General features: G+C 61.3%; 16 protein-coding genes and 1 pseudogene. 8 read left to right on the plus strand and 9 right to left on the minus strand.

Annotation, left to right across the window (positions count from 1 at the left end):
• Positions 1 to 56 precede the first annotated feature (56 nt).
• The 3 genes from QEZ49_RS12500 to QEZ49_RS12510 all read left to right on the plus strand — a co-directional run bounded on the left by QEZ49_RS12500 (position 57) and on the right by QEZ49_RS12510 (position 3,512).
• Positions 57 to 419, plus strand: coding sequence for a hypothetical protein (locus tag QEZ49_RS12500; protein ID WP_280387358.1), 363 nt, complete (start codon positions 57 to 59; stop codon positions 417 to 419).
• A gap of 55 nt (positions 420 to 474) precedes the next feature.
• Positions 475 to 2,505, plus strand: coding sequence for a M23 family metallopeptidase (locus QEZ49_RS12505; protein WP_280387360.1), 2,031 nt, complete (start codon positions 475 to 477; stop codon positions 2,503 to 2,505).
• A 236-nt stretch (positions 2,506 to 2,741) separates the two neighbouring features.
• A complete protein-coding gene (locus QEZ49_RS12510; protein WP_280387362.1) occupies positions 2,742 to 3,512 on the plus strand; it encodes an AAA family ATPase in 771 nt (256 codons plus the stop codon).
• A gap of 136 nt (positions 3,513 to 3,648) precedes the next feature.
• On the opposite strand, the gene clpB is transcribed toward QEZ49_RS12510, so the two are convergent.
• The gene (gene clpB / locus QEZ49_RS12515) at positions 3,649 to 6,246 is read right to left on the minus strand and encodes an ATP-dependent chaperone ClpB (RefSeq protein ID WP_280387365.1); all 2,598 of its coding nucleotides are present in this window, start codon (positions 6,244 to 6,246) and stop codon (positions 3,649 to 3,651) included.
• 223 nt (positions 6,247 to 6,469) lie between these two features.
• On the opposite strand from clpB, the gene QEZ49_RS12520 reads away from it, so the two are divergent.
• Positions 6,470 to 7,237, plus strand: coding sequence for an MOSC domain-containing protein (locus QEZ49_RS12520; protein ID WP_280387366.1), 768 nt, complete (start codon positions 6,470 to 6,472; stop codon positions 7,235 to 7,237).
• Between the two features lie 106 nt (positions 7,238 to 7,343).
• Here the strand turns inward: QEZ49_RS12520 and QEZ49_RS12525 are convergent, their stop codons facing one another.
• Positions 7,344 to 7,655, minus strand: coding sequence for a hypothetical protein (locus tag QEZ49_RS12525; RefSeq protein WP_280388590.1), 312 nt, complete (start codon positions 7,653 to 7,655; stop codon positions 7,344 to 7,346).
• A gap of 33 nt (positions 7,656 to 7,688) precedes the next feature.
• Here QEZ49_RS12525 and QEZ49_RS12530 point away from each other — a divergent pair, with 33 nt between their 5' ends.
• On the plus strand, positions 7,689 to 8,090 hold the full coding sequence (locus QEZ49_RS12530; RefSeq protein ID WP_280388591.1) for a hypothetical protein: 402 nt from the start codon (positions 7,689 to 7,691) through the stop codon (positions 8,088 to 8,090).
• On the opposite strand, the pseudogene QEZ49_RS12535 reads toward QEZ49_RS12530, so the two are convergent.
• From QEZ49_RS12535 to QEZ49_RS12560, 6 genes and pseudogenes are all read right to left on the minus strand, one after another.
• Positions 8,085 to 8,273: pseudogene (locus QEZ49_RS12535) on the minus strand (DUF4167 domain-containing protein); the annotation flags it as partial. The gene QEZ49_RS12530 and the pseudogene QEZ49_RS12535 overlap by 6 nt on opposite strands.
• Positions 8,274 to 8,671: 398 nt before the next feature.
• Positions 8,672 to 9,559, minus strand: a complete 888-nt coding sequence (prmC, locus tag QEZ49_RS12540) for a peptide chain release factor N(5)-glutamine methyltransferase (RefSeq protein WP_280387368.1) — start codon at positions 9,557 to 9,559, stop codon at positions 8,672 to 8,674.
• Entirely contained in the window at positions 9,549 to 10,634 is a 1,086-nt protein-coding gene (prfA, locus tag QEZ49_RS12545; RefSeq protein WP_280387370.1) for a peptide chain release factor 1, read from the minus strand. Before prfA ends, prmC begins: the two co-directional genes overlap by 11 nt.
• A 156-nt stretch (positions 10,635 to 10,790) precedes the next feature.
• The gene (locus QEZ49_RS12550; protein ID WP_280387372.1) at positions 10,791 to 11,543 is read right to left on the minus strand and encodes a hypothetical protein; all 753 of its coding nucleotides are present in this window, start codon (positions 11,541 to 11,543) and stop codon (positions 10,791 to 10,793) included.
• 166 nt (positions 11,544 to 11,709) lie between these two features.
• Positions 11,710 to 13,998, minus strand: a complete 2,289-nt coding sequence (gene ptsP, locus QEZ49_RS12555; protein WP_280387374.1) for a phosphoenolpyruvate--protein phosphotransferase — start codon at positions 13,996 to 13,998, stop codon at positions 11,710 to 11,712.
• A gap of 75 nt (positions 13,999 to 14,073) precedes the next feature.
• Positions 14,074 to 15,336: an aspartate kinase gene (locus QEZ49_RS12560; protein WP_280387376.1), complete on the minus strand. Its 1,263-nt coding sequence runs from the start codon at positions 15,334 to 15,336 to the stop codon at positions 14,074 to 14,076.
• Between the two features lie 209 nt (positions 15,337 to 15,545).
• Here QEZ49_RS12560 and ubiG point away from each other — a divergent pair, with 209 nt between their 5' ends.
• Positions 15,546 to 16,319 (plus strand): bifunctional 2-polyprenyl-6-hydroxyphenol methylase/3-demethylubiquinol 3-O-methyltransferase UbiG, encoded by a 774-nt coding sequence (gene ubiG, locus QEZ49_RS12565; RefSeq protein ID WP_280387378.1) that lies wholly within the window; start codon positions 15,546 to 15,548, stop codon positions 16,317 to 16,319.
• Between the two features lie 173 nt (positions 16,320 to 16,492).
• Positions 16,493 to 16,819 carry a hypothetical protein gene (locus tag QEZ49_RS12570; RefSeq protein ID WP_280387380.1) on the plus strand — a complete coding sequence of 109 codons (327 nt, stop codon included), beginning with the start codon at positions 16,493 to 16,495 and terminating at the stop codon, positions 16,817 to 16,819.
• A 118-nt stretch (positions 16,820 to 16,937) separates the two neighbouring features.
• On the opposite strand, the gene QEZ49_RS12575 is transcribed toward QEZ49_RS12570, so the two are convergent.
• A complete protein-coding gene (locus QEZ49_RS12575) occupies positions 16,938 to 17,189 on the minus strand; it encodes a hypothetical protein (protein ID WP_280387382.1) in 252 nt (83 codons plus the stop codon).
• Between the two features lie 368 nt (positions 17,190 to 17,557).
• Between QEZ49_RS12575 and QEZ49_RS12580 the strand changes: the two genes are divergently transcribed.
• A complete protein-coding gene (locus QEZ49_RS12580; RefSeq protein ID WP_280387384.1) occupies positions 17,558 to 19,141 on the plus strand; it encodes a glucan biosynthesis protein in 1,584 nt (527 codons plus the stop codon).
• Positions 19,142 to 19,154: the final 13 nt, after the last annotated feature.

Below are 19,154 nucleotides of genomic sequence, written 5' to 3' on the forward strand. Positions count from 1 at the left end.
CGGCGAAGCGTGAAACCGCATCGCCAAGACTGTTGATTTAATAACAACGGTAACCGTTGTCAACCCCCAGCCCGAAATTTTCTCAACAACGCAATGCCAACCTTCCTGATCCCCAAGACGACGAGCGCCTCGTGACCGGCGGGCCGGTGTGTGTCGCTGACGAGGCGATATCTAGGGGCAATGAACGCGGGACGCAAGACCTTTTTTTGACAAAACCACAGGGTCTGTCGAAAAAAGTTTTGGTTGTTCAGTTTTGCCATGTGCTCGCGCCATCAGGAAGCCCGGTTTCATTGGGCTTATGGGTGATCTTCCGGGGGGCACATGGTAAATTCCGTCTTGTCACCCTGCTCTCCCTGTTCAATGAGGGCTTCCGGGAGGTGCCTGGCTCGCCAAATCAGCGGGCCGAGCGCATGATCTGACCGGCTGTGGGGATCCATTCCCGCAGTTATCTGCATTGGGAAGGTTGCACGGACAGTGGTTGACCGCCGCCGCTACTCACCTCAGGGACGGTTTGGAGCTCTCGCCGCCAACAAGCGGGAGAACGGTCTACCCCAACTCTATAGGGGGCGGGCCGCTAGCTCCTTTAAGGATCTCTACGAGACCGACCACGCCGACGGGCGCCGCGCCGGCCGCTTCCGCTGGCTGATAAGCACGTGCCTTGCCGGAACAGTGGGCGCGGTCTCCATTCTGGTCGTTATCTACGGCTCCATAGACAAGCGCGACGCGCGCGGCGGTTTCCTCCCCGGCCTGACCGAGGTAGGCGAAGCCAATCTGATCGATCGCGAGATGCCGTTTGTGCGCACCAGCGATGGTTTGAAGTGGGCGGCACCCAAGGGCGACAAGCTCAATGTGACCAGCGGCGCCGTCACCGTCCGCTATCTCGTCAATGAATCCGTCAAGCAGCGCCGCCTCGGCCGCGAGTACATCCATGCCAAGCCATACGCCCGCATCGTTGCGCGCCTGGCCGCTGTCCCGTCGGACTACCAGGATAAAATTCCGCCGTTTAATCCGCTGAAGCTTTACGCCACCCAGACCGTCAACCCCGGTGAGGACGACGAGACCGAGACGGCAAATCTCGGCAACGTCAACGTCCGTGTCATCGAGCTGCTCGGCGGCATCCTTCCCGATGATGACGGGCAGGAGCTCGACGAGACCGAAATCGCCGAGCACGTGGAGACCGCGCTCGCTGCCGAAGTTGAAGCTGAGATGATCCGCGCAGGAGCGGAGGCGGAGACCAGGCGCGGCAACGGCCAGGACGGCATGCCGATGGATTCAGACGGCTCCTATGCCTCGCTGCCCAACACCACTGTACTGGTCAAGCCGGCCCAGCCTGATGAAGACCCGCTCGCGGATCTTGAAGGCCGGGAGACGCAGGTCGTTCGCGTCGGCACCAACGACAGCCTGCGTTCGATTTTGAAAAATGCCGGCGCAGACAACTGGCAGGCGCGCGGCATGATCGAGGCCGCCCGCAACATCTTTCCGCAGTCCAATCTCGAACCCGGCCAGGAAGTGCGGATCACGCTAATCCCATCTCTCACGAAACCGGATCGCAAGGAGCCTGCGCGCTTCAGCATATTCTCTGGCGGCCACGATCACCTCGTCACCGTCACACGCAACTCCGCCGGTGAGTTCGTCGCCAGCAAATCGTCCACGATCGATCAGGAAATCGCCAACGCCGCGCTCGACAATAACGACCGCGCCTCCACCTCCAGCGTCTATGCTTCGGTCTATTATGCCGGCCTGCTGCAGGAAGTGCCTGACGACACGATCATGAAGCTGATGAAGGTGCACGCTTCGCAAACGGATTTCCGCCGCCGACTGCGCCCCGGCGACACGATCGAGTTCTTCTTTGACATGAAGGACAATGCGAAGGCTGACAGTCCGCCCGGTGAGCTGCTTTACACCGCAATCACCAGCGGCGGTGAGACCAACCGCTATTACCGCTTCAGGACGCCGGATGGCGTCGTCGACTATTACGACGAGAACGGAAACAACTCTCGGCAGTTCCTTATGCGGCGCCCGGTACGCGGCGACGTTCGCCTTGCTTCGGGTTTCGGTATGCGCTTCCATCCGCTTCTCAATGAGCGGCGGATGCACACCGGCGTAGACTGGGCGACTTCTCCGGGAACGCCAATTCTGGCCGCGGGCGGTGGCGTGATCGAAGAGGCCGGACGCAAGGGCCAGTACGGCAACTATGTGCGCATTCGCCATCCCAACGGTTATCACACCGCCTACGGTCATATGCTGCGCTTCCGCAAAGGCATCAAAGCCGGCGACAAGGTGCGCCAGGGCGAGATCATCGGCTATGTTGGCGCCACCGGTCTCGCCTCCGGTCCGCACCTTCATTACGAAGTGCTGATCAATTCGCGCTTTGTCGATCCGCTGGCCATTCAGGTGCCGCGCGAACGCGAGCTTTCCGGCCGCGTGCTGGCCGAATATCAGAAAGAGCGCCAGCGCATCGACGAACTGCGCCATCTCGCTCCGGTCATGACCGCCAGCAAATAAAAAATTTTTATAGCGCTCGGCGACTCCCCTGCGGGGAGCCGGCCGCCGAGCGAACAACAACTTTTATAGCGCTCGGCGACTACTCTTCTACGGAGAGCCTGCCGCCGAGCTGGTAACAGCGGCGTCAACGTGCGAGCGCCCGAGCTCATCAATTTACTCCAAGTACTTTTCGCGCACGCCCGGCGGCAATGTTTGGCTATGCTTCGATGAAGCGAAGCCGGGAGAGTTGCAGCCAGATGGCAAAACGAGCTCGTAACAGCGGCGTTAACATGCCCGCGCCATATCTTCTGCGCATATGGCTCGACGAGGATCGCGTGCCCGATCCCAAATCCTATCCCTACTGCATACCGTTGCTGCGCGACGGCCTTGAGCTTGAGTTCACTGCGCCCGTCACCATTTTTGTCGGCGAGAACGGTGTCGGCAAATCAACCCTTATCGAAGGCATAGCAGCTCTCGCCGGATACGATGACGCCGGTGGTGGCAAAGGCTATCGCCCTGTCGATCACAGCGGCGCTGTGGAAGCGAGTGGCGGTGAACTTGCGGCAGCGCTCCGTGCAGCGTGGCGTCCGAAGATAACCAACGGCTGGTTCTTCAAAGCCGAGAGCTTCTTTTCTGTCGCCCGTTATCTCGATGAGGCTGCGCTCGACGCCAATGCGCTACCACCGGATTTCCTCTCGCACTCACACGGCGAAGGATTTTTGCGCTTCTTCAAAGAGCGCTGCAGTTATCAGGGCATCTACTTTTTCGACGAGCCAGAGTCAGCACTGTCGCCAGCGCGGCAGCTTGAGTTTCTAAAACTGCTGCGGCGGATGCAGGACGCCACCAACATTCAGGTGATAATGGCAACGCACTCGCCGCTGCTGATGGCCTGCCCCGGTGCGCGCCTAATGCAAATTACAAAATATGGAATCGCACCAACACGCCTTGAGGATACGGATCACTTCCGTCTGCTCGCTTCGTTCTGCGAAGACCCCGAGGGCTTTCTCGCAAGCACCCTCGACGACTGACGACTAACAGCAACGCTACGTCGAGTAAAAATCGTCGCCCGCTGCTCCTCATAGCCGCTGCACAAACGCAAGCGGCGCCGGATCATTGACCCAGCGCCGCCCGTCTCTCAGTTCAGCCCGAGAGAATTTATATATGTCAGGCCGCAGCCCTGGCAGGCTCGCCGTTCATTTCCAGCTCACCATCGCGCACCGTCAGGTGTACCGCCTCGCCATCCTTGATGCGTCCGGCGAGAATCTGCTCGGCGAGCGGATTCTGCACATGACGCTGGATGACGCGCTTCAGCGGACGCGCACCATAGGCCGGATCGTAACCGCGGTTCGCAAGCCAGGTGCGTGCCGCGTCGTCCATGTCGATGGTGATCTTGCGATCGGCCAGCAGCTTGCGCAGACGCTCCATCTGGATATCCACGATCCGCCCCATCTCCGAACGCTGCAGGCGATGGAACAGGATGATGTCATCCAACCGGTTCAGGAACTCCGGCCGGAACTTCTGCCGCACTTCGCCCATCACTAGATCGCGGACCAGATCGGTATCCTCGCCTTCCTTCTGGTTGACGAGGAATTCCGCACCAAGGTTCGACGTCAGGATGATGATCGTGTTGCGGAAGTCCACCGTGCGGCCCTGGCCATCGGTCAGACGGCCATCGTCCAGCACCTGCAGCAGCACGTTGAACACATCGGGGTGCGCCTTTTCGATCTCGTCGAACAGGATCACCTGATAGGGCCGACGCCGCACCGCTTCCGTCAGCGAGCCGCCTTCCTCATAGCCGACATATCCCGGAGGCGCGCCGATGAGACGAGCAACCGAGTGCTTCTCCATGAACTCCGACATGTCGATGCGGATGATCGCGTTGTCGTCGTCGAACAGGAACGCAGCCAGCGCCTTGGAAAGCTCCGTCTTGCCGACACCCGTGGGCCCGAGGAACATGAACGAACCAATCGGACGGTTCGGATCCTGCAGCCCAGCGCGCGCACGGCGCACCGCGGTTGAAACCGCATCCACGGCTTCGCGCTGACCGACGACACGCTTTGCCAGCGCATCTTCCATCTTCAGCAGCTTCTCGCGCTCGCCTTCCAGCATGCGGTCGACAGGAATGCCGGTCCAACGGGAAACGATGCTGGCGATCTGGTCCGGCGTCACCGCCTCTTCGACCATGCCACCCTTCGCTTCCTCGTCTTCCATCTTCAGCAGCTTCTTCTCCAGCTCGGGGATCGTGCCATAGGCAAGCTCGCCCGCGCGCTGCAGATCGCCGCGACGCTGCGCCTTCTCAAGTTCGGTGCGCGCCTGATCCAGCTCTTCCTTCAGCTTCTGGGCGCTGCCAAGCTTTTCGCGCTCGGCCTCCCAGTTCTGGGTCAGCAGCTTGCTCTCCTCTTCGAGGTCGGCAATCTCCTTCTCCAGATTGGCAAGCCGATCCTTCGACGCCGCATCGCTCTCCTTCTTCAAGGCTTCGCGCTCGATCTTGAGCTGCATCAGCTCGCGATCGATGCGGTCCAGCTCTTCCGGCTTTGAATCGATCTGCATCTTGAGGCGCGAGGCAGCCTCGTCGACGAGGTCGATCGCCTTGTCCGGCAGGAAGCGGTCGGTGATATATCGATTGGAAAGCGTAGCCGCAGCCACCAGCGCGCTGTCGGTGATGCGCACGCCGTGATGCAGTTCGTACTTCTCCTTGATGCCGCGCAGAATCGAGATGGTGTCTTCCACCGTCGGCTCGGAAACGAACACCGGCTGGAAACGCCGCGCCAGCGCAGCGTCCTTCTCGATGTGCTTGCGATATTCATCCAGCGTCGTTGCACCAACGCAGTGCAGCTCACCGCGCGCCAGCGCTGGCTTCAGCAGGTTGCCGGCATCCATCGAGCCTTCAGTCTTGCCGGCGCCGACAATGGTGTGCAGCTCATCGATGAACAGGATGATGCGCCCGCCGTCGGCTTCCACTTCGCCCAGCACGGCCTTCAGCCGCTCTTCGAACTCGCCACGATACTTCGCACCGGCAATGAGCGAACCCATGTCCAGCGCCAGCAGCTTCTTGTCCTTCAGGCTGTCGGGCACATCGCCCTTAACGATGCGCTGCGCGAGGCCTTCGGCGATCGCCGTCTTGCCCACGCCCGGCTCACCGATCAGCACCGGATTGTTCTTGGAGCGACGCGACAGCACCTGAATCGTGCGGCGGATTTCTTCGTCGCGGCCGATGACCGGATCGATCTTGCCCGCAGCGGCCGCTTCCGTCAGATCGCGCGCATAACGCTTCAGCGCGTCATAGCCCTGCTCGGCCGATGCGGTATCAGCAGTGCGGCCCTTGCGCAGATCGTTGATGGCGGTGTTGAGGCCCTGCGCCGTGACGCCTGCATCGGCGAGGATCTTCGCCGCGTCGGTATCCTTCTCCAGCGCGAGAGCCAGCAGCAGACGCTCGGCGGTCACATACTTGTCGCCCGCCTTCTCAGCGATCTTCTCAGCCGCGTCGAACACGCGTGCCAGTTCGGACGCCATATACAGCTGGCCCGAACCACCGCCGGAAACCTTCGGCCGCTTTGCAAGCTGTGCCTCGACCGCGTTCAGCGCCGCCTTCGGATCGCCACCCGCCTTGCGGATCAGCCCCGCAGCAAGGCCTTCATTGTCATCCAGCAGAACCTTCAACAGATGATCGGGTGAAAACTGCTGGTGCCCCTCGCGCAGGGCAAGATTTTGCGCAGCCTGCACGAAGCCGCGGGCGCGATCGGTGAACATTTCGAAATTCATAGTCCCTCCTCGGCGTACCGATCCGCCCGATATGGCGCGGAGCCGGAACCTTCAACGTCAGGAAACTCAGGAACGCGGACGGGCCTCCGGCATGCGGCAGGATCGTCCGTAATCCTTTCCAACACGTGATATAGGGTGGTCGAAACTGCACAAAAGAGGTGAAAGCCTCGCTTCGTGCACTTCAGACACCGCCAACAAAAGTTGCATCGGCGATTGGATTGTTATGGACATTCCGAACACACCTGCGGTCGTCGGTCTTTATCGCTACCCCATCAAAGGGCTGTCCCCGGAAGCGCTTGCCGAGGTGCCCTTGCAAGCGGGCGGCACAGCGCCCTTCGATCGCGCCTACGCTATCGAGAATGGTCCCGGCCGCTTTGATCCCGAGCAGCCCGCCCATGTGCCGAAGACAAACTTCCTCATGCTGATGCGCAATGAGCGGCTGGCTACTCTCACAACGCGCTTCGACGAAACCGATCACAGCCTCACCGTCTTCCGTGCCGGCAAGCAGGTGGCGCGCGGCAACCTCGCAACGCCGCTGGGCCGCCGCATGATCGAGCAGTTCTTTGCCGCCTACATGCAGGCCGATCTGCGCGGCCCGCCCCGCATTGTCTCTGCACCCGGCCACAGCTTTTCAGACGTTGCCGCCAAATGCCTGCACATCGTCAACCTGGCATCCGTACGGGAACTGGAGCGCATCATCGGCCGGCCAGTCGATCCATTGCGCTTCCGCCCCAACGTCATCGTCGATGGCGCGGAGCCCTGGTCTGAATTCGGCTGGATCGGAAAGCCGCTTGTCATTGGCGATGTACGGCTGGAGCCATTCAAGCGCACGCAACGTTGCGCGGCGACGGATGTCGATCCAGGCAGCGGACAGCGGGACATGGCGATTCCCGCTACGCTTCAACGCTCCTTCGGCCACACGGACTTCGGCATCTATGCCCGCGTCACAGCCGACGGCACGATCAAAGCGGGTGACCCGCTCATCCTGTGAACGCCGAGAGCGTCATGGGGAAGCCGACCAATGACCGCCCAAACGTAAAACAAAAAAGCCGCCCTGCTTTCGCAGAGCGGCTTCATTGAAAATCGTCTGACTGAGATCAGTCCTGGTCGGCGGCTTCATCCACTGCCGGAGCGACAGCTTCCGGCGCAGCAGCGGCTGCCTCACGGCGCGGACGGCGCACCGGACGGCGCAGAAATTCCGGCTGCTCATGCTCCTGCGAAGAGAACCCGCGACGCGAAGCCGGTTGCGGCGGCTGCACCTCAGCCGGGGGCTGCTGCCCCATGCCTTCAACCTGCTCTACCGGGCGCGGCTCCATCGGGCGCATACGCGGCTGAGGACGTTCGGCACGCTCGATACGCTCCGGCCGGTCCATCCGATCGCCACGATCTGGCCGGTCACCACGATCCATGCGGTCGGACCGCTCTACGCGATCCCCCCGATCATGACGATCGCCACGGTCTCCGCGATCACCACGGTCGGAGCGATCCATGCGATCACCGCGATCCCCCCGATCGTGCCCACGGCCGTTGTTGCGGTGCTCGCCATTATTATTGCGAGCACGGAAACGGTCATGCCGCTGGCCGCCATCGTGACGGGGCCCATCCATACGCGGCTGATCATTATGACGGGGCTGGCTTTGATGCTGGTGCTGGCTCTGGTGCACTGGCGCGAAATCATCGTCGCCATCGTCGTCACCGTAGTCATCGCCCTCGATATCATTGAAGGGACGATGCTGAGCGATGCCGCCATTGAGATCGCCACCACCCTGGCTGATCTGCTGTTCGCGGACGGCCATGATGATGCGATTATAGTGCTCTGCGTGTTGCAGATAATTCTCGGCTAAAACCGGATCGCCGGAGGACGTCGCATCGCGCGCCAGTGACATATACTTTTCGGCGATGTGGGATGGGGTGCCACGGATTTTTACGTCCGGACCCGTGCTCTCGAAGCTGCGTGTGAGTGGGCTTTGCCCGCCCTTACGGTTACTACGCCCGCGGCCCCTGCGATTCTGCTGTCCTTGCCTCATTGGCTCCGTTCTCGGTCGTGATGCAACGAAAAACCGTGCACGCCCTGCTGACAGCGTTCTCGTGGATCTATCGCTGTAAAGCAGGCGCTGACACGCAATCTTTGGCCAGTTTCTAACGGGCGCTCATGCGCGCGCGTGTGACTCTATCCCGTGACGCTCAAAACTTGGCAGTCGCTACTTCCGATCAAGGGGGCGTTTCACGCCAAGCGGCTAGCGATTGCCGTTTCAGCGGGAGCAATAGGTGCCGCGCTTCTTTTGCGGATCCCCGTGCTTCGCAAATCCCAGTTCGTGCAATCAATCTGACTTCGATAAAAGAAGCGAGATGCACGATATCAATCGGCTGTAATTGAAGACTAGCGCGGAACCCGGCCGTTTCAAACCTTTTTCTTTTGCGACTTTTATGTCTGTAGCCTGATGGCCACACAGCGTGTGTGCCCTCCAAGGTCGTCATACCGGCGTACTTCTGCCTGGCGTGTCTTAACGAACGCTTGCTGAAACACTGAAGCCACAGCGTCCGCTTGCCCCGCCCCTACCTCCAGAATGACCCGACCGGTCAGTATCCGCCCCAATTCGCTGGCAATGCGCCGATAAATCTCAAGGCCATCAGGCCCGCCATCAAGCGCGGCCATGGGATCGAACCGCTGCACTTCAGGGTCCAGCCCCGCAATCACCCCCGTCTCAATATATGGAGGGTTACTGATAACGAGGTCGAAAGGCCCGTTCACGCCTTCCAGCACATCGTGCTGCGCAAAGCTCGCCCGCTCGCCCAGCCCCAGCGCCTCGGCATTAGCCGCAGCGGTTTTGAGAGCCTCGGCGCTGATATCCGTCCCCAGGCCGGTCGCGTTCGGCAGTTCAGCCAGCAAAGTCAGCAGCAGGCATCCGGTGCCGGTTCCGATATCGAGAATACGAATCTGCCGCCCGGCCCAATGCTCGCGACTGACCAATTCCAACGCGGCATCGATCAGCGTCTCGCTATCGGGCCTCGGATCCAGCGTCGCCGCCGACAGCTTGAACGGCCGACCGTAGAATTCGCGCTCACCCAGAATGCGCGATATGGGCTCCCGCGCACTGCGCCGCGCAACCATGTCGGCAAGCCGCTGCTGCTCGTTAGCACTCAGAGACCGCTCCGGCCGCACGATGATTTCGGATGTCGGCAGCCCACACACGCTGGCCACGATCAACCGCGCCTCGCGTCCAGCCTCCTCAATCCCGGCCGCCTTCAGCTGACGCTGCGTCTCGCGTACGGCATCACCCAATGTAATGGCGGATGGACGGTCAGGAGGCATTTCGCTCCAGATCCGCAAGCTGGCTGGCCTGGAAGTCGGTGATCAAGGCATCGACCAGCTCATTCAGCCCCGGCCCCTCCAGAACAGCATCCAACTTGTGCAGGGTCAGGTTGATGCGATGGTCAGTAACCCGCCCCTGCGGAAAGTTGTAGGTGCGGATGCGCTGCGAGCGATCACCCGAGCCGACCTGTCCCTTGCGGGCTTCAGCACGCGCGCTGTCGACCTTCTCGCGTTCAAGCTCATAAATCCGCGAGCGCAGCACCTGCATCGCCAGACGCCGGTTCTGATGCTGCGACTTCTCGGCGGAAACCACCATGATACCGGTCGGCAAATGGGTCATGCGGACGGCCGAATCCGTCTTGTTGACGTGCTGACCACCGGCACCACCCGCGCGCATCGTATCGATGCGGATGTCTTCCGGCCGGATATCGATGTCGACCTCTTCAACCTCCGGCAGTACCGCAACCGTCGCCGCGGAGGTGTGGATGCGCCCACCGGTTTCCGTCTCCGGAATGCGCTGCACGCGATGCACGCCGGATTCAAACTTCATCCGCGCAAAAACGCCCTCGCCTGCAACCGAGGCGATGATTTCCTTGTAGCCGCCAAGATCGTTCTCGGAGATGGAGATGATCTCCACCTTCCAGCCGTGGATTTCAGCAAATCGGTTGTACATGCGGAAAAGATCCGCAGCGAACAGCGCCGCTTCATCGCCACCGGTTCCGGCGCGCACTTCAAGAATGGCGCTCCGCTCGTCGGCGGCATCCTTCGGCAGCAACTCAATCTTGAGCTTCTGCTCCAGCTCTTCAATGCGCGGCCCCAGCGCTTCAAGATCGTCACGGGCCATCGCCGCCATCTCGCGATCCGAACCCGCATCCTTGATCAGCGCTTCAAGATCAGCGCGCTCTTTCTCTGCGGCGCGAAGTTGCTCGATGATCGCAACGACAGGATTGAGCGCGGCGAACTCCTTCGTCAGCTTCGCATAGGTCGCCTGATTGACGCCCGCGTTCAGCTCCGCCTGTATCGCGGCCCAGCGCCCGATCATCCTCTCAAGCTTGTCTTGTGCGATGCCTGCCATGCTCTCGATCGTTTTTGAAAATGCAGCGACGTCGTCAGCACGACAACAGCGTTGCGCCAGCAACGAAGCCAGCGGACGCCCAATCGAGCGCGCTGGCGAATGTATTGGCTGGGAAGTCTATGACCGAACCCGGCCCGCGCCAACGGCGCGGCGCATCTAATCCGATTGCCGCTCGGCTGTCTGCAATTTGTCACCCCGGCGGGTGCGCGGATCTGGCACGTCTATCCAGCGCAGGCCATCTCGGACCGGCGAAAACTGCACAATCATGTAGTTCTGCGCACCCTGGACCATCCGCTTCACCGGCGAAGGCAGCTGCGCCACGGCAGCTTCCAGAACCGACGTCTGCGTCACAAGTGCCACCGACGCGACAACGCTCGTCACCACAAACAGCGCCATGCCAGGGCGCCCCGCCTGGCGATCGACCATATGCCCGGCGGATCGCACTGTGCGAGCGGCGCGCCCGGAACTGACAGCCTTGAACGGCTTCAGCAGGTTCGAAGGCTTGAGCGAACCGCCGTTCAAAGTGCTGGAGATAGCCCTGAGCATCGACGTGCCCTGACCACCACCGTTTGCCATTTTTGAAAATCCGGCCCCGCCGCGCTTCTCAGGCGCGGGCGTGCGCGGCATCGCGTGGAACAGCTGCTCAAGCGAATGCAACACCGGCCGAGGATCGAGGCCAGCATAGCTGGCGTACGTGCGCACGATGCGGCACGTCTCCGGCCACGGCGGCAGCGCCGCAACCTTTGCAACCTCGAACGCCACAACGATATCGACACGCGTCGACAGCGCCTGCGCAGCTTGTGCTGGTGTCATACGCAATGCCGCGCGCAGATCCTGAAAGAAGTGCGCGACCTCTGCGGCCACCTGATGGATTTGAAATTGCGGTGCAGGCTGCACCTGTGGCGACACTTGCGCTGCATACGAATGCGTATGCTGATGCGCAGCGGAATAGTGTCGAGCCGGCCTGTTGCCCTCACGCATGACCAACGCACTACCAATCAAAAACTGAAGCTTACCCCGGCAGCCATCGTCCGGGAAAAGCGCGCCGTTGTCAAAGGTAGAGCGCGTCTAAAAATTAGACATCAACGCCTTCGGATTTCGCGAAAGTATCAAGGTGTTCGCGTATGTTTTGCACGCCCGCCACGACAAGTTCATCCACAAGTTTCGACACGCGCGTGGTGTCGAGGCTAAGGATCATCGACTTGACGGGACCGATAGACGCAGGCGCCATCGACAGCGAACGGAAGCCAAGCGCAATCAAAGCCATTGCTTCAATCGGACGGCCCGCCATTTCTCCGCACAATGTCAGCGGAACACCGTGCTTTTGCGTCGTCTGCGCAAGCATCTTCAATGCGCGCAGCGGTGCCGGCGTCAGCGGATCGAAGCGACTGCCAACACGCGCGTTGGTGCGATCGGCCGCAAACAGAAACTGCATCATGTCGTTGCTGCCGACGGAGACGAAGTCGACGCGCGGCATCAACTCGTCGAGCTCAAACAACAGGCAGGGCACTTCGATCATTGCGCCCACCAGCAGTTTTTCCGGCAGCTCGTGGCCGCGCTGCATCAGTATCTCGCGTTCCTTGCTGATGAGCGCATGAACCGCGTCCATTTCCGCGGCCGATGACACCATCGGGATCATGATGCGCAGCTCTTGCCCGGCCGCAGCACGTAGCAATGCACGCACCTGGGTTCGCAGCAGCGCCGGGCGATCGAGCCCCATGCGCACCGCGCGCCAGCCCATCGCGGGGTTTTCTTCCTTCGGCTGCCGCAGATAGTGCAGCACCTTGTCGCCGCCGATATCGAGCGTGCGGAACACCACTGGCCTGCCATCCGCGCGGGCTAGGATCGCCCGATAGGAATCGGCCTGCCGCTCAACCTTTGGCAAGCTGTTGGACAGCATGAACAGCAGCTCGGTGCGGAACAGCCCCACGCCGTCGGCGCCTGCATCCTTCAGATGCGGCATGTCCACCAGCAGACCGGCATTGATGTTCAGGTTGACCTTGACGCCATCCCTCGTCACCGCCGGAACATCACGCAGCGCGCGATACTGCCGCTGCCGCCGTGCCAGAAAGCGCACCTTGTCCGAGTAAGCTGCAATCACGTCGCTCGACGGACGCAGATGCACCTGGCCACTCATCGCATCGACGATTGCAGCATCGCCCGCGCTTACACGCTCGACTATGCCACGCGCCTGACCGACCGCCGCAATACCGAGCGCCTTGGCGACAATAGCCACATGGCTCTGCCCGCTGCCGTCTTCTACGATCAGACCGCGCAAGCGCCGCCGATCATAATCCAGCAGTTCCGCCGGCCCCATCGTGCGCGCCACCAGGATGGTATCGGGTGGCAACGCCGAAGGTTCGTCCGCGCTTGTGATGCGGCCAGCAAGAATGCGCAGCAGCCTGTCCGACAGATCATCCAGATCGCGCTGGCGCTCGCGCCAATAGGCATCGTTCTGCCGCAGCATGCGCGCGCGAATTGAATTCTGCACGCGCTCGACTGCCGCCTCAGCCGTCAGGCCACCATCAACCGCCTCACGCAGGCGCCGCTCCCAGCCCTTGTCATGCGCAAACATGCGGTAGGCTTCCAGCACGTCGCGATGCTCGCCCGCAGCCGACAAGTGTTCATGATCGAACATCTCGTCCAGCGATGCGCGCAGCGATGCGATGGCTGTTTCCAGACGCAGCAACTCAGCCTCTGGATCTTCCGCCATCAGGTGCGTGACGACGATGCGCGGCTCGTGCAGCACAACGTGGCCAAGGGCGATGCCCTCCGCCATGCGCTCGCCCTGGATCACGGTCGACAGTGAGCGCTCAATCTCAATCGCGGTGCCCGCACCGGCTACAGCACCGGACACCAGGTGCTCGGCAACCACCATCGCGGTGGCCTGCAGCACCTCGACATCCTCGTCGGAGTATTCCTTCTGGGTGCGGTTCTGCACGACGAGAACGCCGAGCACCTGGCCGGAGCGCGCGATCGGCACCGCCAGCAGCGAGTGATAGATCTCTTCGCCGGTTTCCGGTCGATACGAGAATGACGGATGGCTCGAAGCCTCCGGCTCGTTGACCGTGATGTTCAGCTCAGCGCAACGGCCAACGAGACCCTCGCCACGCTTCATGCGCACAACGTGCACAGCGTCGGGATTGAGGCCCTCACTCGCGAACAGTTCCAGAGAACCGTCCTGACGCTTGAGATAAATCGAGCAGACCTCGGCGACCATGACGCCGGCAATCTGCTTCACGATCTTGTTGAGACGTTCCTGACCATCACCCGGCTGAGACATGATCTCGCGCAGGCGCCGCATGATCACACGCAGTGCCGGCTCGGATGTCAGTGCTCGTGGCTCGTCGCCTCGCCTTTGCATGGTCGTGCCACCCGGATGGGACCGCCACGTGGGGCGGCCGAATGCTCGACCTTACGCGGGGGGTAGTGTCCGCGTTCAGTCTGCGTCGAGACCATAAATAGAGTGAAGCGTCCTAACGGCAAGCTCGGCGTATGCCGCGTCGATAAGAACGCTGATTTTGATCTCTGAGGTCGTAATCGCCAAAATATTGATACCCTTGTCTGAAAGGGCCTTAAACATCAGGGCGGCAACGCCAGCATGGCTGCGCATACCAATGCCGATGACCGAAATTTTGGCAACATCGGCCGAGCTCTGGATTTCGAACTCGCCAATCTCGGATTTCGCCGCTTTTAGCGTTTCGAGAGTGCGCGGCAGCTCGGTCGCCTGCACTGTAAAGGTCATGTCGGTGTGCTTGCCGTCAGGCGTGACGCTCTGCACAATCATATCGACGTTGATGTTCGCATCCGCGAGCGGACCAAAGATGCGCGCGGCGATGCCGGGCTTATCCTCGACCTTGATGAGCGTCACCTTGGCCTCGTCCTTGACGTAGGCAATGCCGCTGACGACCTGGCTTTCCACGATCTCATCCTCATCGCAAACAACAGTGCCGATGTCTTCAAGTTGGCCCAGACGCACCGGGGCCATCGCTTCCGGCGCTACGAAGCTGGAAAGGACACGCACGCGCATCCGATGGTTCATCGCAAGTTCGACCGAGCGCGTCTGTAGAACCTTCGAACCGAGGGACGCCATTTCCAGCATCTCCTCATAGGAAATCTTGGGCAGGCGCTTGGCCTTGGCGACGATGCGCGGATCGGTGGTGTAGACGCCATCGACGTCGGTATAGATGTCGCAGACGTCAGCCTTCAGCGCGACGGCCATGGCCACGGCGCTGGTGTCCGAGCCGCCTCGGCCAAGCGTTGCAACGCGCTGACGCTCTGGCTCGATGCCTTGGAAGCCGGTGACGACTGCCACTTCATCGTTCTCAAAACGACGGAGAATCTCGGCGCCATCAATGCCAGTGATGCGGGCGGAACCGTGCGCGGCACTGGCCGTGATCGGCACCTGCCAACCCTGCCACGAGCGCGCCTGTAGCCCCATCGACTGCAGCACAATGGCGAGAAGTCCGGCGGTGACCTGCTCACCCGTGGCGACGACGGCATCGTATTCGCGCGCATCGTGCAACAGGGAGGCTTCGCGCACGTAGGCAACGAGCTGATTCGTTACGCCGGACATGGCGGAAACCACCACGCAAACCTTGTTGCCGGCGTCCACCTCGCGCTTCACGTGGCGCGCGACATTGCGGATGCGCTCGACGTTGGCAACCGACGTGCCGCCAAACTTCATCACAACAACAGCCATGCGCTTCCCGCTGTGCGGCCTTCGCTAAAGTTGCCAGGATTAGGGTGACGAGGTGCCGGACGCACGAATGCACGGCCGGTCCAGAATTCGGCGCAAACAGCCTGCGGTGAGCAGGAATCCCGTTTACGGGCGTTCTCTTAACGACATCGCGCCGCAACCGCAATACGCAGCGGCTTGACTTTCTGTTGCGCACCCTACGGTATCGGCCCATGCAGAGCGCCACGAACACACCTGAGCCCCCCAACGCCGCCCCCAATCTCGACCCCGTCGAGGTCGAACGGTTCGGTAGGCTGGCGGCCGAATGGTGGGACACCAAGGGCCGTCTAAAGCCCCTGCACGATCAGGGGCCGGCCCGGCTTGGCTTCATTCGCGACCACCTGCTGCGCCATTTTTTCGTTACGGATAAGGGCCTTAAGCCTTTGGTGGGCTTGCGCATCGTGGATGTAGGATGCGGTGGCGGGCTGGTATCGGAGCCGCTTTCCCGCCTTGGCGCCACTGTCACAGCCATCGACCCAACGACCGATTCCATCGCCGTGGCGCGCGCTCACTCCGCCTCTCAGGGCCTCGATATCGACTATCGTACCACCTCGATAGAAGAGCTGGCAGCTTCGGGGGCGCAGTTCGACGCAGCAGTTTGTATGGAAGTCATTGAGCACGTTCCGGACCCGGCCGCATTCGTGCGCAGCATCGCCGAAACCGTGCGCCCGGGCGGTATGCTCATTTTCTCAACGCTGAACCGCAACTGGAAGTCGTATGCGCTGGCGATCGTCGCCGCGGAATATGTGCTCGGCTGGCTGCCACGGGGCACCCACGACTGGAACCGCTTCGTAACGACCGGCGAACTGGGACAATTTCTTACCCAGGCGGGATGCAACGATCCGGACTGTTCCGGCATTATCTATGATGTGATGTCAGACACTTGGCGTCTCGGAAACGACACCGACGTCAACTACATTGCAGCTTCGTCGAAGCCTCGGGGCTGACTCGGCGGCTAAGAATCAGCATATTCCCTAGCTCAAGCAACGGGATGACCTGCAAGCTCCCATTCGATCCGCGCTTCTGACTGCGGAACCCGATTCATCTGCATCCGCTTCGCATGATGCTAAATCAAAGTGCGAGCCTCGCATTGCAAAGCACTGACCAACATAAATTTTCATTGACGCTTGCGGCGTGCGCGTCGCTGTGTGCGCTCGCTCTCGGCCTCGTTGGTTGTAGCTCGGCTACAGCGCCATCACTGACGACGCAAAGCGTAGCGCCGCCGCGTCCAGCCCAGAGCTACGAGGCACCGCATCAGGTCGGCGCTGAAAACGAATGGGATGCGAGTTCGCAACCGGCTGGAGGAGCCTATCGTCCTGCTCCGGTAAGTCCGCGCGCGCCTGCTTCGACCGCCTCTGGCGGACGCGATTACGAATATCGCGGCGGGCGTGACCCGGTCACCGGCAAGGCCTACACGCAAATCGGCGCTGAAGAAGAGCCCCGCTAAAGCCCGAGAAATCTGCCTGCAAGGCTGTGTGAGCGCATCTCGCGTCTGGCGAAGGATTTCTGCGCGCTCGGCACCCGGCTCCACGCAGCGGAATCGCCGAGCGCCATAAAAAACACTTTCACCGCCGGCTGCCAGGAACCAGCGTACTTTCGAACGAGACCGGATCGCTGGCCGGGAAAGTCTGCTCCAAAGCCTCGTCAAGATCCCTGTCTGTTTCACGCGCCGAGGCCGATTTCTGGCCCGTCGGCTTTTTGGTGCCCGCCAGCATTCGGGCATCGCCGTCGTTGCCCTTGATGAGGCGCCGCGCGGAACCGCGATCCTGCTTGCGATCCACCGCGTGCTTGGAGCCATCCGGGGCATGATCAGGCATGGCTTTACCGCCATCTTTAGAGGTCCGCTGAACTTTCGTTGCCATACTGACAAAACTCCTGCATTGAGCTGCCGCCCGACTGAGAGCGGCACAGCCACCACGGCATAACGCCCAGCGGTTGCATCCGGTTTCCGGCGGGCAGTGGCGTTAAAATGGCAGGTCAGTAGGCTGCCTTGGGAACGCCAACGGGTTAACGCGAATTATCCGCATTCTGCGAATAGCCGGGTGGTGAAGAATGGAGCCTCGCGTTGACAACAATCCGCCACGACACCCATCTCATGTCCTGCCATCGAGATAGCGCCTAAGTCGCTCGCACTCCCTACACGCGCTGCTTCAGAACGAATTCAACAAAAGCAACAGGTGACGCAATGCCGACCGTAAGCCGCCGGGAACTGCTTGCCACGGGAGGGCCCTGGGCCCTGACGCTGGCGATTGCCGGTTTGAGCCCTGCCTATGCCGAGCCGCCGCCTATTTCACGACTGGGCGATGCCGAGCCCTTCAGCTTCGAAGCACTCCGCTCACGCGCAAAGGAACTGGCTGCAAAGCCATACGTAGCGCCACCCGCCGCCGCTGAGATCGTCGCCAGCATCGATTTCGACGCCGCGCAGAAAATCCGCTTCCGCGGCGATCGCGAGCTGTGGCCGACCGGCCCCGGATCTTTCCCGGTGCGGCTGTTTCATGTCGACATGTACAATTCCCTGCCTGTGCGGCTTAACCAGCTCAGCGACAGTCAGTCTCGCGAAATCATCTTTTCCGCCGACAGCTTCGATTACAAAGATCCGAAGTTCGCTGAAAAGCTGCCCGCCGATCTTGGCTTTTCAGGCTTTCGCGTCATGAACGGCCGCGGCCAGGAAACTGACTGGCTGGCGTTCCAGGGCGCAAGCTACTTCCGCTCATCGGGCGAAGACGATCAGTACGGTGCTTCTGCACGCGGCATCGCCATCAACACCGCCATGCCGCAGGCGGAAGAGTTTCCACGCTTCACCGAATTCTGGCTGGAGGAAGCGAAGGACGAAGCATCGCCATTCGTCGTTTACGCGCTGCTTGACGGCCCCAGCATTGCCGGCGCCTACCGCTTCGAAGCCACCAAGGGCCGCGTGCCAGTGGTCACGGTAACCGCCGACCTTTTTGCACGCACCGACATCGACCGCGTCGGCATTGCACCGCTTACCAGCATGTACTGGTACGGCGAAAACGAGCTGCGCTTTGCCACCGACTGGCGGCCCGAAATTCATGACAGCGACGGCCTCGCGATCTGGACCGGCACTGGCGAACACATCTGGCGCCCCCTTATCAATACAAGGCAGGTGCGGACCAATTCGTTCCTCGATAATTCGCCCAAAGGCTTCGGCCTTATGCAGCGCGACCGCGACTTTGAGCGCTATCAGGACGACGGCGCATTCTACAACAAGCGCCCCGGCATCTGGGTCGAGCCTGTCGGCCCGTGGGGTGAAGGCGCGGTGCAGCTTGTCGAGATTCCGACCGACGATGAGATCCACGATAACATCGTCGCTTACTGGGTACCGAGGGAGCCCGTGCGAACGGGCACCGAACTGCGCTACGAATACAAGCTGCATTGGGCGAACGACGAACCCAATCCGCCGGTAAACATCGGTCGCGTTGTCGCCACGTATAACGGCGCTGGCGGCGTTCCCGGTCAGCGCCGCGCGGAAGATCAGCACAAGCGCAAGTTCGTCATCGATTTCGTCGGCGGCCCGCTCTCCAACATGGAGCAGCGCTTTGACATCACGCCCGTGGTTACGCCCTCGCGCGGCTCCGTAGATAACGCCTATGTCATCAAGGTTGTCGGCACCGACCGTTGGCGCGCGCTGTTCGACCTTACGGCCGAGGGCGACGAGCCTGTCGACCTGCGTTGCTTCCTCCGACTGGGCGATGAGACGCTTTCGGAGACGTGGCTCTATCAGTGGCTGCCAAACGCGGCACCGGCATAAACGCGGCACAGCA

It is taken from the genome of Hyphomicrobium sp. D-2, from assembly GCF_029872155.1.
Lineage (GTDB): Bacteria > Pseudomonadota > Alphaproteobacteria > Rhizobiales > Hyphomicrobiaceae > Hyphomicrobium_A.